At 43.6% G+C, this 26,487-nt stretch carries 21 protein-coding genes and 1 pseudogene; 16 read left to right on the forward strand and 6 right to left on the reverse strand.

What is annotated here, in order from left to right; genetic code table 11:
- The first annotated feature begins 132 nt into the window (after window positions 1-132).
- Both OCV36_RS19765 and OCV36_RS19770 read left to right on the forward strand, forming a co-directional pair.
- Window positions 133-666: a YbhB/YbcL family Raf kinase inhibitor-like protein gene (locus tag OCV36_RS19765; RefSeq protein ID WP_135457773.1), complete on the forward strand. Its 534-nt coding sequence runs from the start codon at window positions 133-135 to the stop codon at window positions 664-666.
- Window positions 667-745: 79 nt separating this feature from the next.
- The gene (locus OCV36_RS19770) at window positions 746-1,528 is read left to right on the forward strand and encodes a helix-turn-helix transcriptional regulator (protein ID WP_135457775.1); all 783 of its coding nucleotides are present in this window, start codon (window positions 746-748) and stop codon (window positions 1,526-1,528) included.
- Window positions 1,529-1,567: 39 nt separating this feature from the next.
- On the opposite strand, the gene OCV36_RS19775 is transcribed toward OCV36_RS19770, so the two are convergent.
- Window positions 1,568-2,761, reverse strand: a complete 1,194-nt coding sequence (locus OCV36_RS19775) for an MFS transporter (protein WP_135457777.1) — start codon at window positions 2,759-2,761, stop codon at window positions 1,568-1,570.
- Window positions 2,762-2,897: 136 nt separating this feature from the next.
- On the opposite strand from OCV36_RS19775, the gene OCV36_RS19780 reads away from it, so the two are divergent.
- The 9 genes and pseudogenes from OCV36_RS19780 (at window position 2,898) to OCV36_RS19820 (ending at window position 13,148) form a co-directional block, all read left to right on the forward strand.
- A complete protein-coding gene (locus tag OCV36_RS19780) occupies window positions 2,898-4,283 on the forward strand; it encodes a D-serine ammonia-lyase (protein ID WP_135457779.1) in 1,386 nt (461 codons plus the stop codon).
- A 252-nt stretch (window positions 4,284-4,535) separates the two neighbouring features.
- The gene (locus OCV36_RS19785) at window positions 4,536-5,336 is read left to right on the forward strand and encodes a hypothetical protein (protein ID WP_135457781.1); all 801 of its coding nucleotides are present in this window, start codon (window positions 4,536-4,538) and stop codon (window positions 5,334-5,336) included.
- Window positions 5,337-5,587: 251 nt separating this feature from the next.
- Window positions 5,588-6,670, forward strand: a complete 1,083-nt coding sequence (gene trpS / locus OCV36_RS19790) for a tryptophan--tRNA ligase (RefSeq protein ID WP_135457782.1) — start codon at window positions 5,588-5,590, stop codon at window positions 6,668-6,670.
- Window positions 6,671-6,888: 218 nt separating this feature from the next.
- Complete coding sequence (locus OCV36_RS19795; protein ID WP_135457784.1) at window positions 6,889-7,257, forward strand: hypothetical protein; 369 nt, start codon at window positions 6,889-6,891, stop codon at window positions 7,255-7,257.
- 461 nt (window positions 7,258-7,718) lie between these two features.
- Window positions 7,719-9,743: a M4 family metallopeptidase gene (locus OCV36_RS19800; RefSeq protein WP_135457785.1), complete on the forward strand. Its 2,025-nt coding sequence runs from the start codon at window positions 7,719-7,721 to the stop codon at window positions 9,741-9,743.
- Window positions 9,744-9,943: 200 nt separating this feature from the next.
- Window positions 9,944-10,321 carry a VOC family protein gene (locus OCV36_RS19805; RefSeq protein ID WP_135457787.1) on the forward strand — a complete coding sequence of 126 codons (378 nt, stop codon included), beginning with the start codon at window positions 9,944-9,946 and terminating at the stop codon, window positions 10,319-10,321.
- Between the two features lie 142 nt (window positions 10,322-10,463).
- Entirely contained in the window at window positions 10,464-10,988 is a 525-nt protein-coding gene (locus OCV36_RS19810) for a hypothetical protein (protein ID WP_135457789.1), read from the forward strand.
- 382 nt (window positions 10,989-11,370) lie between these two features.
- Window positions 11,371-12,231: pseudogene (locus tag OCV36_RS19815) on the forward strand (delta-class carbonic anhydrase).
- Between the two features lie 290 nt (window positions 12,232-12,521).
- Window positions 12,522-13,148 carry a LysE family translocator gene (locus OCV36_RS19820; RefSeq protein WP_135457791.1) on the forward strand — a complete coding sequence of 209 codons (627 nt, stop codon included), beginning with the start codon at window positions 12,522-12,524 and terminating at the stop codon, window positions 13,146-13,148.
- 143 nt (window positions 13,149-13,291) lie between these two features.
- Here OCV36_RS19820 and OCV36_RS19825 read toward each other — a convergent pair whose 3' ends face one another.
- On the reverse strand, window positions 13,292-13,897 hold the full coding sequence (locus OCV36_RS19825; protein WP_135457793.1) for a short chain dehydrogenase: 606 nt from the start codon (window positions 13,895-13,897) through the stop codon (window positions 13,292-13,294).
- Between the two features lie 153 nt (window positions 13,898-14,050).
- Between OCV36_RS19825 and OCV36_RS19830 the strand changes: the two genes are divergently transcribed.
- The 3 genes from OCV36_RS19830 to OCV36_RS19840 all read left to right on the forward strand — a co-directional run bounded on the left by OCV36_RS19830 (window position 14,051) and on the right by OCV36_RS19840 (window position 17,803).
- Window positions 14,051-14,935: a LysR family transcriptional regulator gene (locus tag OCV36_RS19830; RefSeq protein WP_135457795.1), complete on the forward strand. Its 885-nt coding sequence runs from the start codon at window positions 14,051-14,053 to the stop codon at window positions 14,933-14,935.
- 412 nt (window positions 14,936-15,347) lie between these two features.
- Window positions 15,348-16,874, forward strand: a complete 1,527-nt coding sequence (locus OCV36_RS19835) for a methyl-accepting chemotaxis protein (protein WP_210114728.1) — start codon at window positions 15,348-15,350, stop codon at window positions 16,872-16,874.
- Window positions 16,875-17,260: 386 nt separating this feature from the next.
- Window positions 17,261-17,803 carry a type II secretion system protein gene (locus OCV36_RS19840; RefSeq protein ID WP_210114729.1) on the forward strand — a complete coding sequence of 181 codons (543 nt, stop codon included), beginning with the start codon at window positions 17,261-17,263 and terminating at the stop codon, window positions 17,801-17,803.
- Window positions 17,804-17,900: 97 nt separating this feature from the next.
- On the opposite strand, the gene OCV36_RS19845 is transcribed toward OCV36_RS19840, so the two are convergent.
- On the reverse strand, window positions 17,901-19,283 hold the full coding sequence (locus tag OCV36_RS19845; RefSeq protein WP_135457801.1) for an MATE family efflux transporter: 1,383 nt from the start codon (window positions 19,281-19,283) through the stop codon (window positions 17,901-17,903).
- Window positions 19,284-19,682: 399 nt separating this feature from the next.
- On the opposite strand from OCV36_RS19845, the gene OCV36_RS19850 reads away from it, so the two are divergent.
- Together OCV36_RS19850 and OCV36_RS19855 are read left to right on the forward strand one after the other, a co-directional pair.
- Window positions 19,683-20,345 carry a hypothetical protein gene (locus tag OCV36_RS19850; protein ID WP_054546924.1) on the forward strand — a complete coding sequence of 221 codons (663 nt, stop codon included), beginning with the start codon at window positions 19,683-19,685 and terminating at the stop codon, window positions 20,343-20,345.
- 411 nt (window positions 20,346-20,756) lie between these two features.
- Window positions 20,757-21,347: a hypothetical protein gene (locus OCV36_RS19855; RefSeq protein WP_245300936.1), complete on the forward strand. Its 591-nt coding sequence runs from the start codon at window positions 20,757-20,759 to the stop codon at window positions 21,345-21,347.
- A gap of 378 nt (window positions 21,348-21,725) precedes the next feature.
- Here the strand turns inward: OCV36_RS19855 and gcvP are convergent, their stop codons facing one another.
- The 3 genes from gcvP to OCV36_RS19870 form a co-directional block, all read right to left on the reverse strand.
- Complete coding sequence (gcvP, locus tag OCV36_RS19860; protein WP_135457803.1) at window positions 21,726-24,605, reverse strand: aminomethyl-transferring glycine dehydrogenase; 2,880 nt, start codon at window positions 24,603-24,605, stop codon at window positions 21,726-21,728.
- Window positions 24,606-24,694: 89 nt separating this feature from the next.
- Window positions 24,695-25,075, reverse strand: coding sequence for a glycine cleavage system protein GcvH (gene gcvH, locus OCV36_RS19865; protein WP_017074376.1), 381 nt, complete (start codon window positions 25,073-25,075; stop codon window positions 24,695-24,697).
- A gap of 51 nt (window positions 25,076-25,126) precedes the next feature.
- Window positions 25,127-26,419: a serine hydroxymethyltransferase gene (locus OCV36_RS19870; RefSeq protein WP_135457805.1), complete on the reverse strand. Its 1,293-nt coding sequence runs from the start codon at window positions 26,417-26,419 to the stop codon at window positions 25,127-25,129.
- Between the last annotated feature and the right edge of the window lie 68 nt (window positions 26,420-26,487).

A 26,487-nucleotide genomic window follows, 5' to 3' on the forward strand; every position in this document is an offset into this window, starting at 1 on the left:
GCTTTCAAAAAAGATGATTAAAGTACAGTAAGTATCATTTGTTTGGGTTAAATTAGGTAATTGTGTACTTACTGTGAATTGTTGGAATGTGGAATTGACTATACTGGGTTCAACCTAATAAGAGGAACCACCATGAAAGCATTCATTAAATCCGTATTGGCAATCAGTCTTTTGGCAGCTAGCTCAGCTCAGGCTTTTGAGTTAAACAGTAACGATATTCAAGAAGGTCACCCAATGGCGAAGACGTTTGAATACTCAAGTTGGGGTTGTAACGGCGATAACCTATCACCACAATTGATGTGGAAAGACGCACCTGCAGGAACCAAAAGCTTTGCAATCACGGCTTATGATCCAGATGCTCCGACTGAAAGTGGCTTTTGGCACTGGGTCGCGTTTGATATTCCAGCAACAGTAAGCGAGCTTCCGCGTGGTGTAGACATCTCTAAGCTGGGTGGCAAAGAAGGTCGTATCGATTACGGAACCGTGGGCTTTGGTGGCGCTTGTCCTCCAGAAAAAGATGGTATGCACCGTTATCAATTCACGGTTTGGGCATTGCCAACGGATAAGCTCAACCTAGACGAAAACACGCCATCGGCTGTGGTTGGATTTACGTTGAACAGCATGGCTTTAGACAAAGCGAAACTGACTGCAACTTATATACGTTGATAATTTACACAAGCTAATAAAGCGACCAGTTATTGATGAGATAGCTGGTCGTTAGTAATAAATAAAACAAGGGGATGAGATGAATCATCAATATACAGTCACGGTTTTTCGCGCTGAACAGTTACAGAAACTGCGTAATGTGAGGATTCTATCCCCTAGTATTATCCAGATAATCACAGGTAGTAAGCGTCTGTTTTGGAAAGATTCAGCTGAAGAGCTATCACATTCACAGTTGTTGCTTTGTGAAGCCTCTGCCTCATTGAGCTTTGAAAATATGCCCCATAAAGGCCGTTTTCTATCGCGTGTATTCAGCTTCCATCACCAGCCAACTCAAGCAATGTTGGATTTAAGTGAGGAACGTTCTAATGATCTGGGGCTACCTACAGTGCAAGCGGACCGAAACTTACAAGATTCACTCAACGCGCTGTTTTCGTTTGATACACAGAGCATGAGCAAAGAGACCCAACAGTTTTGGTTGCAAGGCTTATACCAGCAATTAGCTGAAAAAGGTGTGTTGCACCGATTGTTTGCCAGTGCCAACGTTTCGTTTAGCCAAAAGCTCAGCCATTACCTTTCACATTCACCTGATGATAAGCATCCGCTAGAGTCGGTGGCGGAACGCTTTGCGATGAGCCGCGCCACGCTTATCCGTAAATTGAAACTTGAAGGTATGCAATATCGTGAGGTGTTGGCTGAGGTGCGGTTAAGCCACGCACTTTATCTGATGCAAAACGGACAGCAGAATGTCGCGATGCTGGCTCAGTCTTGCGGTTACCAATCAGAAGGACGCTTTAGTCAGCGCTTTAAAGGGAAGTTCGGTTTGACACCTAGCGAGTATATTAAGACCGTTGCGGTTCAATAGCCGCGAATAGTCGCGGCTTCAAACTCATACTTTCATCGTTTAAACGCTGACTTTCTTGTCTCTTGCTGCCAGTGCCGCGAAAATCGTGCACGCAAATGCAACGGATGCGATCAGCAGAATGGGAACACTCCAAGAATCTGTTTGAGCATGAAGCTTACCCACCAGCGTTGGACCTGTTGCTGCTAAAGCATAACCAATTCCTTGCGCCATACCCGACAGCGATGCGGCTTGGCTGCTATTCGATGTACGCAAGCCAACAAAAGAGAGTGCGATAATAAACGTAGAACAGTTGGCTAATCCAAAAAGTCCCACCCAAAAGATCGCAAACTCAGGCAAATACAGCAGCCCAATTAATCCAATAAATACACTCGAAGTACAAAGCGTAATGAGCCATTGTTGGTTATCGCTTTTACCTAAGAACGGCAGTAACAGCAATCCAGGAACCATCGTCGAAAATTGTAGAAATCCATAAATGTAGCCCGCGTCAATTTCGCTGTAGCCAAGGTCGTTCAAGATCTGTGGCAGCCAACCCGCCAAAGAATAAAACGTGAATGAATTTAGCCCAAGAGCCAATGTTACTTGCCATGCAACGCCACTCTTGATCATCTTTTTCATCGGAATCGGCGTTTCTTGATGCTTGTTACTGGCCGTAGAAGAAGAGCGCTTTCTGACTTTAGGTAACCAGATCATCAGAGCTAACATTGGGAACACTATGTTCATTAACAGTGCTAATTGCCAACCCGTGATGGTGAATAAGGTTAGATTTGAAAACGGTACCATCAAACTTGAGCCTAACGTCGAGCCGATGCCCATCGTAAAGATGTACAAAGAGGTGACCGTCGCAATACGTGTAGGGAAGCTAATTTTCACTACAACGGGCAACAACACGTTACCAATCGCGATACCAATACCGATCATCACAGTACCTATATACAAGGTAGTGATAACTCCAAAAGATCGCAGAGTGATCCCCGCGGTAATCAGAACTAAGCCTAATAGTAAGCTAGGTTCTAGGCCTATTCGTTGAGATATCTTGGTGACTAATGGTGAGAACAAGGCAAAAGTTAACAATGGCAAAGCCGTTAAGAAGCCAGCAGCAGAAGACGTTAGGTTGAGACCTTCCATAACCTGAGAAAGCACAGGAGCCAAGCTCGTAAAAGGCCCACGCAGGTTAAGAGCCAAGAATAGAATCCCGAGCATGACGAAAATGCTGTTACGAAGTGAGGCGCTCATAGATTGCTCTACTGTTTGCTTATGACAAGAAGTGCTAGCCTACAGGCCATTGAATGATTACACAAATACCGTTTAAATAGCGTTAAACCAAGTGATTGAACGAGAGCAGATTGCTCTATGCCAGAGAAGGTAACCCATGACTGAATTGAAACTCGATGTTGAGTTAAACCTAGATAGCGAATTAAACATAGATACCGAATTAGACATAGATAAGCTTGTTGACGACTTTCCGCTCTTGGAACAACTTGTAGCGCTGGAAGAGGTAAGTTGGTTTAACCCGAATGTGACGACTCTGGAGAGCGGTTTACCTTATGTGGGGTTAGGCGAAGAAGACATTCACGACGCGAGTTCGAGGTTACAAAGGTTTGCCCCTTATCTAGCCAAGGCGTTTCCTGAAACTCAAGTGACCAATGGCATCATCGAGTCTGAACTTATCAATATTCCTTCGATGAAATCAGCGTTAGAAGCCCATTATCAGCAGCCAATAAAAGGGCGTTTGATGATGAAAAAAGACAGTCACTTACCGATCTCGGGTTCAATTAAAGCGCGTGGCGGTATCTATGAAGTATTAACGCACGCCGAAAAACTTGTGATTGAAGCGGGCTTGCTCAGCGAAAGTGATGATTACAGCAAACTGCTTGAACCTAAGTTTCGTGATTTCTTCAAACAATACAGCATTGCAGTGGGTTCTACGGGGAATCTAGGAATGTCGATTGGCATCATGAGCGCCAAGTTGGGCTTTACAGTTTCGGTACACATGTCGGCTGATGCAAGAGCGTGGAAGAAAAATAAACTGCGTGAGCACGGTGTCAACGTAGTCGAGTACGAACAAGACTATGGCGTCGCGGTAGAACAAGGGCGTAAAGAGGCGGAGCAAGACCCACGTTGCTTCTTTATTGATGATGAAAACTCGCAAACCTTGTTTCTTGGTTACTCGGTGGCAGGACAACGACTAAAGCAGCAATTTGAACAGCAACAAATAGTGGTCGATAAACAACACCCATTATTTGTCTACTTGCCATGTGGAGTAGGTGGCGGGCCCGGTGGTGTTGCATTTGGCTTGAAGATGGCATTTGGCGACCATGTGCACTGCGTTTTTGCTGAGCCGACGCATTCACCTTGTATGCTTCTTGGCGTTCATACGGGTTTGCATGACCAAATTTCAGTGCAAGATCTTGGCATCGACAATCTAACGGCTGCTGACGGCTTAGCGGTGGGTCGTGCTTCTGGCTTTGTTGGTCGCGCGATGGAGCGCTTGCTTGATGGTTATTACACATTAACCGATGAACGCATGTATCAATTGCTAGGCGAACTGAACCAAGCAGAGGGTATTCAACTTGAGCCTTCAGCACTCGCGGGCATGCCGGGTGTGATTCATGTTGAGCAGAATAGAGAATATCTTGATCGCCTAGAGATTGATGAGTCGACGCTAGCGAATGCAACGCACCTTGTGTGGGCGACTGGCGGAGGCATGGTGCCGAAAGAAGAAATGGCCGCTTACTTAGCTAAGTCATCGGTTTAGCCCTAAAGCGTTTGTAAGTTGATCGTTTATAAACTGGGTGTTTATAAATGTAAGCTGTTAAACAGATAAGTCAGGAGAGAAGAGTGATGTTTATAGCTTGAACACACTCTTTCTCATCTCCAATTCCCACCGTAATTCAAACAATAACTTGCGCAGATCGTTATCCAAAACACACATTTTATAAATTAAGCTTCTTAGATGTTCTAACTGTCAGTTAGGTTGAGTGGCATTCAACTTGATAGGGATTTAGCAATGCAAACGGATAAAGTGATGCAGACAAGACACATAAACACACCAGAAAAATTACTACAGCGTTTAGATGCGATTGGGGAGTCTTTGGAAGCATCCGGTAAGGCTCATGCTTTATTGGGGTTAGGTTCAGTCGGTATTGAGACAGAACGACTTGATCAGTATTCAGATGTCGATTTTTTCGCGATAGTACAAACAGGGCACAAGCAGTATTTCTTAGACAGCTTGCATTGGCTATCTGATATTCACCCAATCGACTACGCGGTGAGAAACACCGTCGATGGCTATAAAGTTCTGTACGCTGACGGAATATTTTGCGAGTTTGCGGTGTTTGAACCCCACGAGTTAGCGCATATACCATTTGCTGAAGGGCGCATTGTTTGGCAGCAACCGGAATTTGATACGCAGTGTTGTGTTCCAATAGTAAAAGGGGAGTCAGACGCTAACTCGCAAGAGTGGATCATTGGTGAGGCACTAACCAACCTCTATGTCGGCATGTCTCGTTATAATCGAGGCGAAAAGCTGGCTGGGAGTCGGTTCGTTCAATCTTACGCACTTGATCGTTTGATCGATCTTGTGGATCAAACTGAACATTCTGAGCCTGAATTCGTCGATGAGTTTATGTCGGATAGAAGGCTAGAAGCGCGCTTTCCTAAGTTTGCCCAATTGCTACCAACCTTTACCCAAGGTTACGAGCGCACCGCTGAATCAGCACTTGCCCAACTAGCGTTCCTCAACACCCACTTCACAGTCAACCAAGCCATGTGTGACCGAATCACTGAACTGTGTTCCGGTAAAGATTAAGCTTATAACCTGTTAATCTTAAAACCTATTTTCTTGGTGCGCGTAAATAACAGTTGTCGCTAGTCTGTATTGTTGATAGGTTTTAACCATGAAATTTAATTCTGCTTCAACTTCAATTTTCTTTTGGTGGTGCTCTTAATAGAGCAGCACGGAATATTCACATTCTTTAGCTGCTGGACGGTAGCTAAGAATGTCATCAAAAATGTCGCCTCTTTTTATCTCCAGTAGCCTTTCTAACTTGGAGATACCTCATGAAAACCCATTCAAACAGCCATATTGATAGCAACAGCGATGCGGTCAGCAACTATAGCGCTGGCAGTAAGAACAATACCAACAAGCCTGAAATCATTCTGACTGGCGATAGAGCAACTGGGCCTTTGCATTTAGGCCATTACGTCGGTTCTCTCGAACAAAGAGTCTCTTTGCAGCATGTGCACAACCAAACGATATTGGTCGCTGATATGCAAGGGCTTACCGACAACGCCCATAACCCCTCGAAGGTTTCTTCTAACATTCTCAACGTAGTCGCTGACTATCTAGCGGTGGGTATCGACCCGCTTAATACTACTATTTGTCTTCAATCACAGTTGCCGGTGTTAGCTGAGCTCACCATGTTCTACAGCAATCTTGTTTCTATCGCTCGTTTGGAACGTAATCCAACGGTCAAAAGCGAGATTCAAAACAAAGCATTTGGACGCTCAATTCCAGCAGGCTTCCTCACTTATCCAATCTCACAGGCGGCAGACATCACCGCGTTCAACGCGACTTTAGTACCTGTCGGTGATGACCAACTGCCGATGTTAGAACAAACAAATGAGATCGTGCGAAAGTTAAATTCGCTCGCTGGCAAACCAATCTTGAATGAATGTAGGCCACTTCTCAGCAACGCCTCGCGTCTCCCTAGCACCGATGGTAAAAGTAAGATGTCTAAATCGATGGGCAATGCCATTAATCTTGGTGCAACAGAAAAAGAGATCAGAGCTGCCGTTAAATCCATGTATACCGACCCAAACCATCTACGAATTGAAGACCCAGGCAAGGTAGAAGGGAACATCGTGTTCACTTATCTTGATGCTTTTCACACAGACGTTAACTATGTCAGTCAGCTAAAAGAGCATTATCAAAGAGGTGGGCTAGGCGATGGACAAACTAAGAAAGTATTGGAAGAGTGCTTACAAGAGATGCTTCGTCCTATTCGTGAAAGAAGAGCTGAGCTACTGGATGACAAAGCGCAGCTCATCGATATTTTGCGAAATGGTAGCGAAGTCTCTAGGGAAAGAACGCAAAAGGTATTGTTCGATGTAAAAGACGTCTTTGGTCTGAATATTATCTAGCATTGACTGCACCTGTTACAGGCTAAACGGCGGGAGAGTGAAAGCGCGATGACTTAGTAATCAAGAGTTTGGTATTCAATGACTGGTTTGGATGTAAATAAAGTCAATTGATTTGAATGGTGATTACGATTGATTTATAAAATGTCTTTTATGAATGTCTTTGAGGTTATGTGGTAAAGCACGACCTCAAAACCTTATCTTCAAGTGATGGTAATTAAATGAAAATTAACGTTTTACTCCCTGCCTTATTTTCGGCTCTGGCCCTAATGTCGGGTTGTTCAGATGTAGTCAGCGATGAATACTCGACTTATGCACAAGCCAAAGAAGAACGCTTGTTTGACAGAGGTTGGTTACCCGACATCCTGCCTAAACCTACTTTGAATATTGAAGTGAATAACGATCTGGATGCGAATACATCAGAAGGGAGCTTTATCATCAACGAGCCAGCATTGTCCGAGTTTATTGCGAAATTGGAGTCGAGTGAGTCGACCAATGAATTTCACTTTGTCGACGGCGAAAATGTTTGGGTGTTCATTGTGGGAGAAGACAGTGTAGTTAACTACACACTAAACAAGCGTGACGACTAAGTCGCTGAATTCCAAAGTATATCTGTTTATTGCTGATATGGGTTGATAAATAACACGTTTCACCAAAGTACCAGCAAGCACTCATCATGGTTATTCTTCGGAAGGTAATCATGGAATTCAAACCGTTGAATTTGTCGACGCTACGCTTTCGTCGTCGTCGTTAACCCAAAGAGGCGACGAATAATGTTCAATCTTTGGGTTCAGTTCTTTGTATATGGATATAAAAGACATGAGGATAAATTCGTATTTTCTCGTTCTTCTTATTACATTGCTTCAGTTAACCATCAGATTTTACTTACTTTTTTTGACTGCATGTCTCAGTTCGTCTTGCTCCAGTAATTATGTTTTGAATTAAGCTCACGTATGCAACTAGGTTTATTTCTATATGTGGAATATCTATCGTTAAGATATGCGCTCATCAAGTTGGTGAATTTGTAAAACATAATTATAAAAGGTTACATATGCGTAGTGCACATTTAATAATGCTATTCCCAATAGCGTTTACTTCTCAAGCTGCTAATGTTGTTGACTATTCGAAGGTTGACTTGTCTAAAGTATTTAATAATACAAAACAAGGGCTTACAGTAGCCAGTGAACCACTGTCTTATCAAGATATAAGCCGAGTAAACACCAATACAACAACACTTTTACGTAAGAAGCAGCTCCATTATGGAATTCCTGTTTATGGACAATCTGTGGTCGTTGATCTTTCTAAGCAAGGTGTGGCAAAAGCTGTTGATGGCCAAGTGTTAACCGGTATTGAGTCAGATATTGGTTCAACACTGCCCATGATTAATGCTAAACAGGCGGTTGATATTGCGAAGTCACAACACAAAGGTATTGCAGCGGCTACTATCCGTGACCCTCACACTGAGCTTGTTATTTGGCTTGATGATCAGCAGTCTGCTCGGCTCATCTATAAAATTGATTTCTTACAGACTAACGGGATGGCTCCTTCAAGGCCGATTACGCTTGTGGATGCTAAATCTGGTGAGCTATTGGAACAGTGGGAAGGCATCGCTTTTCTTGAGGCTGAAGGTCCTGGTGGTAACGAAAAAAGTGGGCGTTATTATTTTGGCTCAAACACACAGTATGGCGGTTTTCAGGTTAACCCGTATTGCCAAATGGACAGCGAGAACGTCGTTACTCTGAACATGAACAATCAGCAAAGCTCTGGGCAGATACATCAGTTTAGCTGTAGCGATAATAATGGCGTGAACGTAAACAATTATCGCGCAGTGAATGGTGCGTATGCGCCGATGAATGACGCTCATTATTTTGGCCAACGTGTATTCGACATGTACCAAGATTGGCTAAATACACGTCCGATTAAACAAAAGCTCACGATGCGTGTTCACTATGGTTCGAATTATGGGAACGCATTTTGGGACGGTCGTCAAATGACATTCGGCGATGGTAACCAATCGATGTATCCGCTAGCGACATGGGATGTGATCGCCCATGAAGTAAGCCACGGCTTTACTGAACAAAACTCAGGCTTAGAATATCGTGGAATGTCGGGAGGAATGAATGAATCCTTTTCTGATGTGGCAGCAGCAGCATTAAGTGAATATGTGCACGGTAGCTTCAATTGGAAGATGGGCGAACATGTGATGAAACATAGTGATGCAATGCGTTACTTCATTCAACCAAGCCAAGATGGTGTGTCTATTGACCACGTCAACCAGTACTACAACGGCATTGATGTTCACCATAGTTCAGGCATTTTCAATAAAGCGTTCTACCATTTATCAACAAGCAATAACTGGGGAATTAAGAAAGCTTTTGAGGCCTACGCGACCGCTAACCAACTTTATTGGACACCTAACTCGGATTTCCAACAAGGTGCTGACGGTGTCTGCAAAGCGGCCCAAGATCTTGGTTATGAAACCTCTGCGGTAAGGATTGCTTTTAACGAAGTAGGCATTGATGTAGAACACTGTGGTTCTGGTCAGCCTAATCCACCATTACCATCACCAACTTCAGACGTTGTGGACCTAGAGATCAATATGCCAACGCCTATCTTGAGTGACGGCGAGGATCAGCAACAGTTCGTTCTCAAAAACACACCAGCCGATGAGGTATGGGTGCAGACTTATAATGGGTACGGTGAAGTAGACATGTACGTTGCAATCGGTCGACCAGCCACGATGAGTGACTACGATTGTGCGTCAACTAATCAAGGTAACCGAGAATATTGTGGTCTCAATGGTGTAACGGATGCCGACATTTACGTGATGGCTTCTGGGGCTCAAGGTTCGATGGATGCGTATGTTGCTGTGAGTGCTGACCTAGAAGCTCCTCAACCTGAGCCACAACCACAAGGTTTGTGCGATAACCTTCAAGAGTGGAACCCAAATTACTATTACCCCGCAGGCACAGCAATTCAATATTATGGCAATAGATTCTCAGCGTCTGCGGATAACTGGGGAGCCGACCCGTTCAACAATTATTGGTACTGGGTATTTGAAGGTACTTGTGACTAGTTAAAACGACTTAAAGTGATTCAAGTTAGCTAAAACCGATGAGAAGGGAGCGCAGTCTGTGCTCCCTTTATTCGTTCAAAGTGAGAAGTGAAGGTGTACGCTTATCTTGTGTTAGCAAACCCAACATTAGAGTATGTAACTTAGCGTTATTCAGCATTGAATATTCAACATTTAGTAACGACGAGATAAGGATGATTAAATTGGAAATTAACCATTTAGACCATTTGGTATTAACCGTTCAAGACTTATCCGTGACGGTGGATTTTTATCAAAACGTGTTAGGTATGAAGCCAATCCAATTCGGTGAAGGGCGTTTGGCTTTATCGTTTGGTAATCAAAAGATTAATCTTCATCAAAGAGGTAATGAGTTCGAGCCAAAGGCTGAGTGCGTGCAAGCTGGCAGTGCCGATCTCTGCTTTATTACCAAGACGCCCATGATTGATGTTATTGAGCATATCCAAGTGCAAGGAGTCGTGATAGAAGAGGGACCAGTACCGCGAACAGGTGCAACGGGTAAAATCGTTTCTGTCTATGTTCGAGACCCTGATGGGAACCTGATTGAAATATCCAATTATTAGATGTTGGCGAGAGCAAAATACCAGACCGTTTAATAGAAAGTTAATAGCACACCAACTGCCTTTAGAGCCAATAGATGCTGGATGTTGAAAGGCAAATAAACTACAATCGAACAATGTTTTATTAATTCAAACTCTAATCCCTATGCTGAAAAATTTAATCACATTCATCGTTAGCCTATTTCTTTTGACGGCTTGTTCTACAACGAGCAACAATCAACTTGATGATAAGACATTAAGTAACGAAGACACTGTATCTAAAAGTGTAGAGGAAGAGACCAATCTAGACATTAGTACAGAAACAAACTCCGGTACTGACGCAAATGCTAAAACGGGTGATGAGCCTTTATATGAGGCTGGTGGCAACGATGATTCTAATGTGCTCCCAAATTCCAAAGCGAACCTAGAACCAAATACGACTTTAGATATAAATACATCGTCTGGCTCAAATGAAGATTCGAATACACACGCTAAGACAGAGCTTACATCAACCGAAACCTCTCAAATAACGGCAAAACACGCGGCCGATGAGCACGATAGTGAAAAGGGCATAGGAAACTATTTCTTGCAAAATAATGAACCAACCAAGAAGGTCATTAAATCGTTAGAGGGTGTGACAGACAGATTGAACATTCTGACCTTCGGGATATTTGCGACGGGCCATGGATAAGCAAGTTGGGGGCGAACTCCAAGCTAAACTTTGTAATGAAGCGATGAAGGCGAGCTAAGTGGTTCGCCTTTTTTATATCGCAGCCTAATTAACTCATCGTTCTGTTGGCTATTATGTTTGTTGTTCAATATCCACAGCTCTATCTGATTAAGTCAAAACACAGTCAACTAAAGTAGGAATTTTCTCGTTCTGGAAGGGACTAGTCGTATTTACTGTATTCGACTTGTTATATGCATCAAGGCTTTTAATACTCTTACCCAAAAGTAAGCAATGAAATCTAATCTTGCTAAGACAATGTCTTATATTCACTTTGGAGCATAGTAATATGTTTGTTGTGAAGTTCGATGTTTAGATTAAGTTATCAATATTCTAGGGAAGAGATATGAAGAACAAGAGTGTGTTTTTAAGCGTTGCGATGGTCATGTTATCGGCTCAAGCAAATGCATCTAGCGCGAATCATGAAGCTGTTTCAGATGGAGTTATCGCCGAACAAAGAGCGAACCTTTCTGAAAATACTCAAGGGAAAGGTTTTGGCCCCCAAGCCCCACGAGATTTGGACTCTTTAAAGGGAACTAACGCCCGCCTGTTTTCGGATGCGCCAGATTCAACAGCAATGAACTTATGTAATATTCACTTTCACAAGAACGCCGAGCATAAAGGGGGTGAGTTTACTCAATACGCTGGCAATGGTGATGGAAAGGGCTTCCAAAGTGGTTTCAAATACACAGGTAAGCTAAGTGCGGCTGAACTTAATCCATTCGATCAAAAGGTTTGTCCAAGTGATCATGGTTCTCTTCACTCGGGAGATACTATTGAGGTGCATTACGTGTATTCAACGGCGCAAGTTGAACCGGGTGAAACATTGGGCGCTTGTTTTAACGATGCGATTACCAATCCACAATTGCGTGTTGAAACTCAAGTCTATGTATTAGTTAATGACGACAAAGCTCTCGACTTCGAAGCATTAGCGAAACACTCTAAAGTCAACGGTTTAAACCAAGCCCCGAACATTCCACAAAATACGGGCTCAGCGATTCAATACGCAGGCTCTACAACGGGCCCTGGCTACAATGAATAAGGTTCACCGTTCCAAGTAACATGGAGCGTGAGACCACAAGTAGCGAAAGTAAACATTGCGACGGTTGGCAGTTGGTGTGAAGGCAATGACTTCAACGAAGATCACGCACATGGTGTGAGAAACATAGTTGTAAACCCAGAGTTGTTGTCACCAATAGCGAACTAATCTTGTTACGTTGATTTGTAATCAATATTTTTCAAAGGCGAGCCACTAGGTTCGCCTTTTTTATGTCTTAACGAAAAACGCTTAGTTTCAGTTTCAGTTTCAGTTTCAGTTTTAGGCTTAGGTTAGGCTTAGGTTAGGTTAGGTTAGGTTTAGCGGGGAAATTACGTGTGACACTTATTCAAAACATGAGTTGTGTTAAACGTGCTTAGTCAAAAACGTTCTTTACCCGAATCGAAGCTCCATGATACGTTCATGATCAATTATGTTGGGTTATAGATAAGGACAGTCCAATGTCATTAGAAGGTGCGATTACATTCTTTATTGCCATGTTTATATTTGGTATTACTCCAGGGCCTGGCGTGTTTGCCATTTTAGCTCGTGGCATGGTTAACGGTTGGCGAAAGTGCATCACTCTCTCGTTAGGGATGATATGCAGTGATCTTATCTATCTTGCGCTTGCCTGTTTTGGTCTCGCGACGATTGCTGAGAACTGGTCGTTTGCTTTTGAGGTAATTCGCTACGTTGGTGCAGCTTATTTGATTTACTTAGGCTACAAGATGTTTAAGAGCCTACCGGAAGTGCAAGGCTCAGCTGAGCTCGCTGCCAAACAAAGTCAGAAGTCGGAACTCGCCAGTTTCGCGCAAGGCTTTTTGATCTCAGCATCAAACCCTAAAGTGATTCTCTTTTATATTTCATTTTTGCCGACGTTCATTGACCTGACTGTTTTGCGCTCACAAGACATCGTCTTGGTTTCTGTTCTGGCGGCTGTTGCGCTGATGTCTGGTTTAATGCTAATTGCAATGGGCGCGGGCAGAATGGCCAGTTTACTTAAAACGCCACGCGCACATAAAAGGTTAAATCAAAGTGCAGGTGGAATAATGATTGCTGCTGGCTCATATTTGGCGATAAATCGATAAACACGACTCTTTAAGCACGACTCTTTAAACAAGAAGGCGAACCGAATGGCTCGCCTTTTTTGTTAGAGAGAAATGGACTATGTGCTTGTAAAAACTATTCGTATAAAAAGCTAGCGCTTATAAACACGGTTCATTTGCTAAATCTAAGCATCTACAAAAATCACTTCACCGGTAATGAAGCAATCGACAGAACGCTCAAATGCTTTACCCACGAGTTTACTTGGGACGGGTTCAAAGCCTGGCATCATTTCACCGTAAACATCCCATGCTTCAGCAAGAACCGTTGGGTTGATTACATTGATACGTGTGTTTCTTGGCATTTCATAAGCGACACACTTTACGAATGTATCAATTGCGCCGCTGGTGGTTGCGTCTGCAATAGCGAAAGGGATTGGTTTAACGTTCAATATGCCACTAATCAGCGTAAATGAACCACCGTCAGCGATGTAATTTTGGCCGATACGAACAAGGTTAATTTGTCCCATCATTTTGCTCATTACCGTAGTCATCCACTGTTCTTCAGTCATATCTGCAAAGGTATTGTATTCGCAAAGGCCGACGGTGTTCACAACAGCATCAAAGTGTCCCACTTTCTTGTAAAGCGCCTCAATTGATTGTGGGTCAGTGATGTCAACAATATGGTCTACATCGCCAGAGCGACCCGCAGTGATAACGTTATGATTCCCTAAGCCCATTAATGCTGCTTGACCCATCTTGCCACGTGCGCCAATTAGAATGATTGTTTTCATGTTGTTCTCCGATCTGTATATGTTTCGTTTCGATGGAAGAACTTTAACCAAATAGCCAAACAAGTAGAAACAAACCTTAGTTGTGAGTGTTACTGGTTTTACTTGTTGAGTGTTACACTGACATGGAATCCAACTTCACCGAAGCGAGTGCGTGTGAGCAAACTAGACCGATTAGACATAAAGCAACTTAGAGTTTTCCAAGCTTTAATCCGTGAAGAGAACGCGTCTAAAGCTGCGAATCAATTGGGGCTGACCCAGCAAGCGGTTAGTGAGCATTTGAAGAAGCTGCGAGAAGTGTTCGACGATAGGCTGTTTGTGAGAAAAACCAACGGCTTTGTTCCGACCACTTTCGCACAAGAGTTATCTGTTGGTGTTGATCGTTTACTGATCGATTTCAATTTGTTGTTATCTAGAACAAATTTCGTACCAGAGAAAGCTAAAGGGACGTTTGTGATTGCGGCGACGGATTATGCCCAGCAGATCATCTTACCAAGCTTAATTTCAAAGCTAAGGGCACAAGCACCAGAGTTAAAGCTGATTGTGCGTGACTTCGAAATCGACAACCTGCACGAGCTAATGGAAAGCGGCAAGGTTAACTTAGCGATCGCGTTTCCGGACTACATTCCAAGCAGCTACAAAGTAATCACGCTGTTTGAAGAGCACCATGTGTGTGTTGCATCACCTCATTCTTCAATAGCACAGATCACGCCTTCATTAGAGGAGGTGGCGACCTATCCAACCATTATTGCTTCACCATCGCGTCCAAACTTCAAAGGGTCGATTGATGAATGGTTCGGTCAGTTTGGGTTAAAGCGTAACGTGGTGGTATCTGCACCGTGTTTCTCTATCGTACCTATGTATTTAAACACCACAGACTCTATTGCTTTCTTACCATCAAGGGCAATCGAAGGGCTGAACTTGGTGACTATTCCAATGGAACAATCACCCGAGAGTTTTGATGTGATAGCCGCATGGCACCCAAGGTATAACGATGATCCGCTACAAAAATGGGTGACGTCTTTGTTAGAAGTCGATTAATGGGAAGAGTGTTTTTGTATCGCAGCGAACCAAAGAAGGCTCTTGTTGGGCTGTCTATGTGATTAGATTTGATATTTCGACTTGAACCGACGCTACTTTAATTGGTGTTCTTGCACTTATTTGTTCATCGACATTTTTTTCTTCTAACCTGAACTCCAACTACTTGATTTCCAGTTAATTGACCTTTATTGAATGATTTTACGTGTTGCATAAATGTGACCAATATATGTTTTTTTATATTCTTCAGCTAAAGTTATCGGGCTTTTTACAGATAAAGGAATAGAGGCGAGCTCTAACACGAGATAAAACGTGCGAGCTTTGGTTTCGCTTTTTGAAACCTTTAGAGAACTTTTAACAAACTTGCGTCGAGACAACCTAAATGAAGAAAACAATCCTATTTGCCGTTTTTATTATGTTTGGCACTGCCGTCGCTGCGAGTATGGCGTCAACTTATTTCATTTCAAGCGAAAAAATTGATGAGATAATATTGAACAAATCTCAAGTTCAAGCTGAATTTTTGGCTGGGAATGCTGGGTATATCTTAGAGAATTCGGACAATCCAGTTCAAGATTTACAAAAGCTGGTGGGCGAGCTGAAACAGCGATCTGATGTCACTTATGCGATTGTTATTGATAGTAACGTAAGTGCTATTGCTCACAGCGACAAAAATAAACTGAATAAAGTTTATGAAGATAGCTATACCGTTAAAGGCGCGACCAAAGGCGTACAACAGTATTCAAAATGGTACGCTGATGTTCAACAAGTGTGGGTGTTTGACATCATGGCACCTATCTACGTCAACGGTGAGCTGTACGGTACTTTTGATATCGGTATCCCTATCACAGAGGTTAGCCAAGCAACGAATGGCATTATTAGCTACCAGCTCGCTTCAATGGTTTTCATTTTTGTGGTTTGTCTCGTTGTTCTATCACTTCTTCTTAGCAAACTGATGCAACCTCTCTTGGTATTGAAAAATACATTGCATGATATTTCTGAAGGTGATGGTGATCTATCAGTACGTTTGCCAATCAAAGGGAATGACGAAGTTGCTCAAATCTCATCGGCTTTCAATGTGTTCGTTGGCAAGGTCCACGAGATAATTACGCAAACAGTGAATACGGGTGTCGAATTAAATAAGACCGCTATTGGGCTTCGTGAACAGTCGCAGCAAGCGTTGCAAAGAGGGCAAGAACAGAACGAACAAACCATGTTGGTCGTGACGTCTATGAATGAAATGATTGCCACGGTTAATGAAATTGCATCTAGCGCAGCTGGTGCTGCAAGTGCGGCAAACATGGCAGCGAGTGAAACTCAAGAAGGTCATAAGACGATTGAGAAGACCACGACTTCAATTTCGAACCTTGAAGCCGAAATGAATAGTGCTTCTGACATCATTGTTAGCCTTGCTGATAATACCCAGTCGATCGGTACTATTCTTGATGTTATTCGAGGTATCTCTGAGCAAACGAACTTGCTGGCACTTAATGCTGCAATTGAAGCTGCGCGTGCTGGTGAGGCTGGCCGAGGCTTTGCGGTTGTTGCTGACGAAGTTCGTAACCTAGCGACAAAAACCGCGCAGTCTACCGATGAAATTGACACTATGATCAACCAACTTCAAACCGAAGCTAAGAACGCTGTTAGTTCGATGAGTAATAGTAAGAGCTTAATTGAAGAGGGTACGACTGAAACTGAAATGGCTCGCCAAGCTTTGGAAAAAATTTCCACGCAAGTTTTGGCTATTCTTGATATTAATACGCAAGTCGCAACGGCAACGGAGCAGCAGTCAGCGGTAGCGAATGAAATTAATATGAACATGGATACGGTTAATAGCTCAGTCAAAAACGGTTTGAGCGCAAGTGAGAAATTAGAGCAATCAAGCCAGCAGCTGGCAGAGTTATCACAAGTTCTCGATCGTTATGTCGGTTCATTTAAAATCTAGATTGCCCAACATACCTCTTTGAGAGATGTGTTGAGCCTCCAGTTATTTAATAGCGCTTATGTCATACATGAGCGCTATTTTTTTGCGACATGCCGATGCAGATACAACGATTGAAAGCAGCAGAAATGAAGAATGTACCTGCAGTGTAAAATTGTGACAATTTGGCCTATTTAGAACAACGCGATCAAATAAGACAACGACAACAAGGCGCTAATTTTTATCCTCCCATGCGCAAGGTCTAAAAATCGATTAAACAACAACTCTGACGCGACACATAAGGTGTTCCGCATCTCATCACGATGTATAGTTATTAATAATTCATTCAGTAATTGTATCTGTAGTTGTCAGTTGATGTGGGTGTTATGAAGAAAAACGGCTTTACGTTAATGGAATTAATCATTGTTATCGTGATACTCGGTGTTTTAGCTGTGACAGCAGCTCCGAGGTTTCTTAATATCCAAGAGTCAGCGAGAGAAGCGGTGCTTGAAGGTGTTGCAGGTGCAATGGAAGGGGTAATCACGCAAGTTACGTCTAAGGCCATTATCGTTGGGCTTAATCCGGACGCAACAAACCCAGGTGATCAGAGCAACTACGTAATCGATTTTGGTATTGGTAGTGTTGAAGTCGACTGGGGAACCCTTTGCCCTGAAAGTAAAGGTGAATCAGGAGATGCGTTAAATATGCTCCACTTCCTAACTTTGTCGGATGATGATAGCTTAACTTCAGAACTCGGTAATCGACACACTGTGGTCGGGTATGATTATGACTTTACTCAAGCAGAACTAGATAGTACGAATATAACAGACGCTGACCTAGAGCAACGCCAAGGTTGCTTTGTTCTTTATGACTCTTTTGGCCGAACTAATGGTAGCCAATGTCCTGATGAAGGATGTGAGTGTACAGTTCGTATTGTTAACAACAATTGTTAAACCGAACCCTTTAACTGATTTTTAGACTTCGAATAAAAAAGCGCGTTATTACCGGTTGGTAGTAACGCGCTTTTTTGTATTAGCTTATCGGTCAATCTTAGTTTGCTATTGCCGCACTTGCTGGTGGCAAGTCACGTTTCTTAATCACGTATCGCAAGCGAATTAACATGAGCGTCGCTGAAACGCTCAAGCCCGTTTGGATACCAATCCAAAAGCCTTCTTCACCCATTGCAGGAACAATGTGGTCTGTTAAGCCCAACACCATACCTAATGGTAGTGCCAAGCCCCAATATGAAGCGATGGCTAAGATCATTGGGATCTTAGTGTCTTTATAGCCACGTAATGCACCGTTAGCCGATGTTTGTAATGCATCGCTGAATTGGTACATCGCCGTAAAGGTCAACAATACCGCTGCTGTAGCGCTTATTGTAGGGTCGGTGGTGTAAAGCCTAATGATCCACTCAGGGAACAGTAAGAACATCGCTACTGAAAGAAGCGAGATTAATGCTGCAACTAAGATACCGACTTTGCTGCGTTCAATTGCGCCTAGTTCATCTTTCTCGCCTAGTGCATGCCCAACACGAATTGTAATGCCAAATGAGATACTCATTGGAATCACGTAAGTCAGGCTCGATATATTCAGAGCAATTTGCGCCGCTGCCACGTTCTCTGCACCAATACGACCAATCATCAGAGCGATTACCGCAAAGATACTGCCACATACCGCGATGTTCATCCCGATAGGTAAACCTAATCTTAGAAGGTGAAGCATCTCTTTAGCTTTTGGTTTTGCATCTGAAAAGTTGATGATGGTTTTGTAGTGGTGGTGACCTTTAATGTAGGAATACAGCATTCCCGACATTAACCAATACACCAAACTTGTTGCCCAACCACAACCTACAGCGCCCATTTCAGGGAAGCCGAACTTTCCGTAGATAAGCACGTAGTTAACAGGAATATTCACCAACAAACCAACCACAGAAATGATCATCGGCACTTTGGTGTTGTTCATACCCTCACAGAAGCCGTTCAAGGTGTAGAACAGAGCAATACCCGGCACACCAAAGGCTAGGGCAAACGCATAATCGCTGCCGATAGGGATGATCTCAGCGGCAACCCCAATCCATTCTAAGATCGGTTTAGCACTCACCAAATAAGCGATGAGTAATACACTGGCAATTAATGCCAACCAAACCATCTGGAAGAATTCAACAGAGATACTTTGAAAGTCACGTGAACCGCGGTGGTAAGCGACAACAGGCGTTAATGCCATAATCACACCACGCAGTAACAGCAACACAGGAATCCAAAGGCTAGTGCCCAGTGCAATAGCGGCGAGGTCAGCAGGGCTTACTTGGCCAGCCATTGTCGTGTCGACAAATCCCATCGCTTGGGTAGCAATTTGAGTCAAAATGATTGGAATCGAAAGATGCATAAGCGCACCCGATTCACGAGTAAAAGGACGAAATTTCGTTAGCATGGAAGTTCACAACACCAATATAAATACACGAATGATGGCAGGATGGCCGGTGTGCATTTTAGGATGTGCCCCGTTGGGCGGGCGACAATATAAACACCTTACCGTATAGGGTTAAGCTTTGGGTTTATAGAGTTTCACTTGCTTCGAGGTACGGATAGGTTCTGATGGCTACAATACGGGTTTAACGCGCGTAAGTTCATGATTTTGTGGGAATCATGCGAGTCAGTTAAATTCTATATTTGCCACGCTAATCACTAACGTTGCGGTATAAGTGATTGTTATGGAAAGACAAAGACTAGTACAATTGATGGCATAGAGAATAGATAGAAAGATTCTGGATTTAAATGCAGAATTTTTTCGGTCTAAGAACTGTTAGCCATCTCATGGAACGAGGTACTCATGATAAAATTGGTTTGGCTTTTAGTGAGATTCGCAATAGTGTGTTTACTACTAGGAGTAATTATCGGTGTTTTAATATTGACCAATAGTTCGACTCCGAGATTCTTCTCCTTAGAAGTAGATGTCATTGTTTGTATTAGCATATTCTGGTGTGTTGTTGCGTATATATTGGTTCGGTTTGAAACCACGAAAGAAGCCGGAAAGTTTTTGTTCGTAAGCATACTAGGTGCGCTGGTTCTCTTAATGTACATCAAAGAACATTTCTGGTTTCAAGATATGAGAATCCATTCTTGGACAGCATTTTTAACGGTCATATTTGCGATCTCATTATTGTTCTTCGTCTTACCTCATCGGCATTTAAAACCATTATTATTCCTTTTACCTGTATCGGCATGTTCTTGGTTTTTAGTATGGGTGGGCTATAGACCTGCTAGCTTGGTTATTGCGATACTGGGAGCTAAAGGGAAACTACCAGAAGAGAACATAAACAAAGTCATTGAGCTTATGCCAGAGATTTTTCTAAGTTGTTTAACTTCGGGTGTTTTTATGGTTTTTTTAATTATGCCTTTTTATATTTTTGCAAGGTGGGGGCATGACCCGAAAGGCACCTACCAAAGCCATACAAAGCGTTTGAGAGGAATTCGCAACGCTCGGCATTTTTAGTTTAAATCAAGTTTAGTGTTTACGGCGCAATGGGTTTAGTTCTGTAGCCTGTGTTGCTCACTACTTAACACGGCTACATGGGTTCCCCTGGTTGTCAAACAACCGCTAAACTTATGTTGATGGGTTTGACTGCTGCTCTACATTCTGCATACTTATCGACGATTCGCATACGTCGTGGCTCTGATGACTTTGCGCGACTGCGGTGTCTATTCGTTAGATGACATCTAGTGTGTCCGCCGCATTAACAGGTTTTCTGTGAGTGGCCTTAACCTATTGCCATAATTAAAATCTTTAATGACCCGGTGGGTTTAACTCTTTATGATACTTAGGTCTGTACTTAAACAGTATAGTTTTCCTATTCTGTTTGATTGTGTAAAAGCGACCCTACGGGAATGATTGGAGGATGTGTCTATGACTTGTCTTAAGTGCCGAGAAAAAAGTGTTACTGATTTTTGTGTCAAAGTGCCTAAAAAATTTCTGTGGTTTTCATGGTATGGATATCAAAGACAGGCCTTATGTCGAGAACATTTATTATTGGAATATCGAAAGTCATTCACTACGTCACAAGCGCGATTGGTTGTCTTCTACCCCGACTTTGAATACAAAAGAAAAGGTCTCTATCAATACCTTCCAACTCCATTGCGTGAATTTGAAGAGTTTGCCCTTCACGATAATAAACAAGGGGAAAGAAAAGAAGATTTAATTGCTCTGAAAGAGACCTTTCGAAAATTACGTGGGTTTTGCGAGAAATGCGGCAAACCGGCACAGGTTGCTTTTTTTTGCACTGGTTCTTTTGCATGGGAACAAAAACCTTTTTCATCATGCACGACAAGTGATCAGGTAATCATTTCTTCTATCTGTGCGCAGCCTGAAATTCTGTGTATGCAGTGCTGTTATTCGCAGGTTGAACCCTCATTATCCGCATGCGACTTAAAGCGAATTGGTGGAATTCACTCTCTTCCTCAACATGGAGAGCATTGTTTAATTGGGGTTGAAGAATGAAACATGATTATATTTTGCAGACCCGGTTAAAGATAAGGCACACAAATATTACATACTAGTTCTGTTTTTGGTTGTCTCTAAGGCACTGTCGAAAGCATCCCTTAAGGGCTCAGCTCAAATTTATTGCCACAAAGCCAGCAGAAACACCAAAAGCCCAATCCCAAGCGTGACCTTCAGAAGCAAACCCAAAGGGGCACCACCTTTTGGCGCTTTGTTGCAACATCCCATAATCGTTTCCTAATTCATCGTTGGCTTCATTTCACCTTAAACCTTTCCCTTACGGTAAGGTCAATGCTTTATTAGTCATATAATCTGGAACCCGAAAAACAAAAAAGCGAACCAAGTGGTTCGCTTTTGTTTATCTAAAATCTACAAAAATTAGTCTTCGTAGTTATCGATGCTTGGGCAAGAACAGATTAGGTTACGGTCGCCGTATACGTTGTCTACACGGTTAACTGTTGGCCAGTACTTCGAGTTCTTCGTTGCTTTCGATGGGAAGCAAGCCAGTTCGCGAGAGTAAGGGCGATCCCATTCTGCGCCTGAAAGGTCAACTTGTGTGTGCGGTGCGTTCACTAGAGGGTTGTTGTCTAGTGGCCATTCACCCGCTTTCACTGCTGCCATTTCGTGACGGATTGCGATCATCGCTTCACAGAAACGGTCTAGCTCTTCTAAATCTTCTGATTCAGTTGGCTCTACCATTAATGTGCCCGCTACTGGGAAAGACATAGTCGGCGCGTGGAAACCGAAGTCCATTAGACGCTTAGCAATATCTTCTTCGCTGATACCTGTGTCTTCTTTAAGCGGACGAATATCGATAATACATTCGTGCGCTACGCGGCCGTTAGTGCCACGGTAAAGAACAGGGTAGTGAGGACGTAGTTTTTCCATCACGTAGTTCGCGTTCAGAATCGCTACTTTCGTTGCGTCTGTTAGGCCAGGTTCGCCCATCATTGCGATGTAAGCCCAAGAGATAGGTAGGATTGAAGCACTACCTAGATCTGCTGCTGATACCGCGTAGTCTGAACCTTGTACACCGTTTTCGATGTGACCTGGTAGGAAAGGTGCTAGGTGCGATTTAACACCGATAGGACCCATACCCGGACCGCCACCACCGTGTGGGATACAGAATGTTTTGTGTAGGTTCAAGTGAGATACGTCTGAACCGATGAAGCCAGGTGAAGTTAGGCCTACTTGAGCGTTCATGTTCGCGCCGTCTAGGTAAACCTGACCGCCCGCTGCGTGTACTTGTTCACACACTTCTTTCACTTGCTCTTCGTATACGCCGTGCGTAGAAGGATAAGTGATCATGATGCTTGATAGGTTTTCTTTGTGCTTCTCGATTTTCGCTGCTAGGTCTGTCATGTCGATGTTGCCATCTTCATCACACTTAACAACCACTACCTTCATTGAAACCATTGATGCTGTTGCAGGGTTAGTACCGTGCGCAGAGCTTGGAATCAGACAAACGTTACGGTGAGCTTCACCGCGGCTTGCGTGGTAACGTTGAATTGCGATTAGACCCGCGTATTCGCCAGATGCACCAGAGTTAGGCTGTAGTGAGAAATCGTCATAACCAGTGATTTCACATAGCTTCTCTTTAAGATCTTTCGCTAGCGCTGTGTAACCCGCTGCTTGATCAAGAGGTGCGAATGGGTGAATTGAACCAAACTCAGGCCATGTTACTGGAATCATCTCAGCAGCAGCGTTCAGCTTCATCGTACAGCTGCCCAGTGGGATCATGCCGTGCGTTAGTGAGAAGTCTTTGTTCTCAAGCTGTTTTAGGTAACGCATCATTTGCGTTTCGCTGTGGTGCGTGTTGAATACTGGGTGAGTTAGGAACTCTGATTCACGACGGCAGTTTTCTGGAATTGCTGCAAACTCGTTTGATGCAATGTCAGAAGATAGTGCTTGAATGTCTTCTTTCACGTCGAAGATTGCGAACAGTGCGTTCACGTCGTCGATCGTTGTTGTTTCATCTAAGCTGATACCGATTTTACCAACAAGTCGACGAAGGTTGATGTCTGCTGCTTGCGCTTTCGCGTACAGTGCATCTGTCTTGTCTTCTGTGTTCAGCGTAATAGTATCAAAGAAGCTGTTGTTCGTTAGCTCGTAACCCGCTTTAGTCAGGCCAGCCGCTAGGATAGCTGTCATGTGGTGTGTACGACGAGCAATAGTACGTAGGCCTTCTGCACCGTGGTAAACCGCGTAGAAAGACGCCATGTTTGCTAGAAGTGCTTGAGCTGTACAGATGTTCGATGTCGCTTTCTCGCGGCGGATGTGTTGCTCACGAGTTTGCATTGCCATACGTAGCGCTTGGTTACCGTGAGTATCGATAGATACACCGATTACACGACCTGGCATTGTACGCTTATGCTTTTCACGAGTACCCATGAATGCAGCGTGTGGACCACCGTAACCCATAGGAACGCCGAAACGTTGCGCTGAACCGATTACTACGTCTGCGCCCATTTCGCCCGCAGGCTTAAGTAGAGCAGAAGCAAGTAGGTCAGTTGCAACTGTAACCAGTGTTTTGTTAGCTTGAGCTTTCGCAATGATGTCTGTTAGGTCACGAACTTCACCCGTAGTACTAGGGTATTGAAGAAGCGCACCAAATACGTCTTGCTCTGGCAGTGTTTCAAGAGCGCCAACCATTACTTCAAAACCGATGTACTCAGCACGAGTTTTAACAACTTCTAGTGTTTGAGGGTGAACATCGTCAGCAACGAAGAATACTTTGCTCTTGCTTTTACCAGCACGTTTACACAGTGTCATCGCTTCGCCAGCCGCTGTCGCTTCATCAAGAAGGGATGCGTTCGCGATTTCCATACCTGTTAGATCCATTACCATTTGTTGGTAATTGAGTAGAGCTTCAAGACGACCTTGAGAAATCTCTGGTTGGTATGGTGTGTAAGCTGTGTACCAGCCTGGGTTCTCTAAAACGTTACGTAGAATAACGTTTGGAGTGAATGTGTTGTAGTAGCCTTGGCCAATGAAAGTACGTTTCACTTGGTTTAGGTTAGCGATCTCTTTAAGAGAGGTCAGCATGTCCATTTCGCTCAGTGGCGCGGCAAGTGTCATTGGTTTTTCAAGACGGATTTGTGCAGGAACCGTTTCGTCGATCAGTGCGTCTAAGCTAGTCGCGTTGATCGCTTCAAGCATTTTTTGCTGGTCTGCTTTATTAGGGCCGTTATGACGAGCAACAAACTCGTTTTGAGTACCCAAGTCTTTCAGTAATTGGCTTTGAAGTAATTCAGTCATGATATGTTCTACTTTCTCTCTGGAGCCGTGAGCTAGCCCCTAAAATTAAGCTGCTCACAAGAGCAGCTTTATCGTAATGAGGTTACCTATTAGTCTTCTTCTACAGAGCTTAGGTATTCTTCCGCATCTTTAAGGTTGTTTAGTTCAGACGCATCAGACATCTTCACTTTAACAATCCAACCACCTTCATAAGATTCTTCGTTAATTAACTCTGGGCTATCTTCTAATTCTTCGTTGATTTCTACGATTTCGCCAGAGATTGGTGCGTAGATATCAGAAGCTGCTTTCACTGACTCAACGAGAGAGAAGCTTTCGCCAGCTTCAATTTCGTCTCCAGTGTCAGGCAGGTCAACAAACACAACGTCACCTAGTAGCTCTTGAGCGTGCTCAGAAATACCGATAGTTACAGTACCGTCACCGTTGTCTTTTACCCACTCGTGGCTGTCTGCAAACTTTAGTGTATTGTCCATTGCTTATTCTCCAAAAATTTATGAGGTTTTAATTTAAATCTTAAAAACGGTTTAACGGTAAAGAGGGAAGCGCTTGCAAAGCTCTTTAACTTGCTTGCGAACACGTTGCTCAACTTCAGCATTGCCTTCAGGGCTTTCAACTAAGCCATCAAGTACATCGCCGATCCATTCACCGATAAGTTTGAATTCTTCAGTGCCAAAACCACGAGTGGTTCCAGCTGGCGTGCCTAAACGGATACCAGAAGTAATCATAGGCTTCTCTGTATCGAATGGTATGCCATTTTTGTTACATGTGATCCCTGCACGCTCTAACGCTTCTTCTGTTACGTTACCTTTCAAGCCTTTAGGGCGAAGGTCAACCAGCATTAGGTGCGTGTCTGTTCCGCCTGTCACAATGTCACAACCGCGAGTTTGCAACACTTCAGCGAGAACTTTTGCGTTATCGATCACTGAATCAATATAAGTATTAAATTCTGGGCCAAGAGCTTCGCCAAACGCGACTGCTTTCGCTGCGATAACGTGCATTAGTGGGCCGCCTTGTAGGCCTGGGAACACTGCAGAGTTAATCTTTTTGTTGATGTCTTCGTGGTTAGTCAGAATCATGCCGCCGCGTGGGCCACGAAGTGTTTTGTGCGTTGTTGTGGTTACAACGTGTGCGTGTGGTAGTGGGCTCGGGTGAGCACCTGTCGCGATAAGACCCGCGATGTGTGCCATATCGACCATTAGGATAGCGCCAACTTCGTCAGCAATTTCGCGGAACTTAGCGAAATCAATAACGCGTGGGATAGCACTACCACCAGCAATAATCATTTTAGGTTGGCTTTCGATAGCTAAAGTACGAACTGCTTCGTAATCGATTTCTAGAGTATCGCGGTCTACGCCATATTGAACGGCATTGAACCATTTACCAGACATTGCAGGGCGTGCACCGTGTGTAAGGTGACCACCAGCGTCAAGAGACATACCCAAAATAGTGTCGCCAGGTTGAAGCAGAGCAAGTTTAACTGCACCGTTTGCTTGAGCGCCTGAGTGAGGTTGAACGTTAACGTAGCCACATTTGAATAGTTGCTTTGCGCGTTCTATAGCGATAGCTTCAACGGTATCTACGTGCTCACAGCCACCGTAGTAACGACGACCAGGGTAACCTTCTGCGTATTTGTTGGTTAGGCAAGTGCCTTGAGCTTGCATTACTGCTTTAGAAACAATGTTCTCAGAAGCAATAAGTTCGATTTGTTCGTTTTGACGAGTGTTCTCTGCTTGGATTCCAGCAAATACTGCGTCGTCAGTCGCAGATAGGTTCGTAGAGAAAAAGCTGTCTAAGCTATGGTTTTGGTAAGCGTTCATTATCGAGACCTTTCATTAAGCTAATGGTGATTGTTTTTATAGTCCATTAGGTCTTACGTTGATTTCTG

Source organism: Vibrio echinoideorum (assembly GCF_024347455.1).
Classification (GTDB): domain Bacteria; phylum Pseudomonadota; class Gammaproteobacteria; order Enterobacterales; family Vibrionaceae; genus Vibrio; species Vibrio echinoideorum.

Bases quoted from the DNA above. Each gene is read 5' to 3' on its own strand.
- OCV36_RS19800 (WP_135457785.1), top strand. From the start codon at position 7,719: ATGCGTAGTGCACATTTAATAATGCTATTCCCAATAGCGTTTACTTCT.
- OCV36_RS19825 (WP_135457793.1), bottom strand. From the start codon at position 13,897: ATGAAAACAATCATTCTAATTGGCGCACGTGGCAAGATGGGTCAAGCA.
- gcvH (WP_017074376.1), bottom strand. From the start codon at position 25,075: ATGGACAATACACTAAAGTTTGCAGACAGCCACGAGTGGGTAAAAGAC.
- OCV36_RS19765 (WP_135457773.1), top strand. From the start codon at position 133: ATGAAAGCATTCATTAAATCCGTATTGGCAATCAGTCTTTTGGCAGCT.
- OCV36_RS19845 (WP_135457801.1), bottom strand. From the start codon at position 19,283: ATGCTAACGAAATTTCGTCCTTTTACTCGTGAATCGGGTGCGCTTATG.
- OCV36_RS19770 (WP_135457775.1), top strand. From the start codon at position 746: ATGAATCATCAATATACAGTCACGGTTTTTCGCGCTGAACAGTTACAG.
- OCV36_RS19795 (WP_135457784.1), top strand. From the start codon at position 6,889: ATGAAAATTAACGTTTTACTCCCTGCCTTATTTTCGGCTCTGGCCCTA.
- trpS (WP_135457782.1), top strand. From the start codon at position 5,588: ATGAAAACCCATTCAAACAGCCATATTGATAGCAACAGCGATGCGGTC.
- OCV36_RS19840 (WP_210114729.1), top strand. From the start codon at position 17,261: ATGGAATTAATCATTGTTATCGTGATACTCGGTGTTTTAGCTGTGACA.
- gcvP (WP_135457803.1), bottom strand. From the start codon at position 24,605: ATGACTGAATTACTTCAAAGCCAATTACTGAAAGACTTGGGTACTCAA.
- OCV36_RS19855 (WP_245300936.1), top strand. From the start codon at position 20,757: ATGACTTGTCTTAAGTGCCGAGAAAAAAGTGTTACTGATTTTTGTGTC.
- OCV36_RS19835 (WP_210114728.1), top strand. From the start codon at position 15,348: ATGTTTGGCACTGCCGTCGCTGCGAGTATGGCGTCAACTTATTTCATT.
- OCV36_RS19870 (WP_135457805.1), bottom strand. From the start codon at position 26,419: ATGAACGCTTACCAAAACCATAGCTTAGACAGCTTTTTCTCTACGAAC.
- OCV36_RS19810 (WP_135457789.1), top strand. From the start codon at position 10,464: ATGCTGAAAAATTTAATCACATTCATCGTTAGCCTATTTCTTTTGACG.
- OCV36_RS19850 (WP_054546924.1), top strand. From the start codon at position 19,683: ATGATAAAATTGGTTTGGCTTTTAGTGAGATTCGCAATAGTGTGTTTA.
- OCV36_RS19820 (WP_135457791.1), top strand. From the start codon at position 12,522: ATGTCATTAGAAGGTGCGATTACATTCTTTATTGCCATGTTTATATTT.
- OCV36_RS19775 (WP_135457777.1), bottom strand. From the start codon at position 2,761: ATGAGCGCCTCACTTCGTAACAGCATTTTCGTCATGCTCGGGATTCTA.
- OCV36_RS19785 (WP_135457781.1), top strand. From the start codon at position 4,536: ATGCAAACGGATAAAGTGATGCAGACAAGACACATAAACACACCAGAA.
- OCV36_RS19780 (WP_135457779.1), top strand. From the start codon at position 2,898: ATGACTGAATTGAAACTCGATGTTGAGTTAAACCTAGATAGCGAATTA.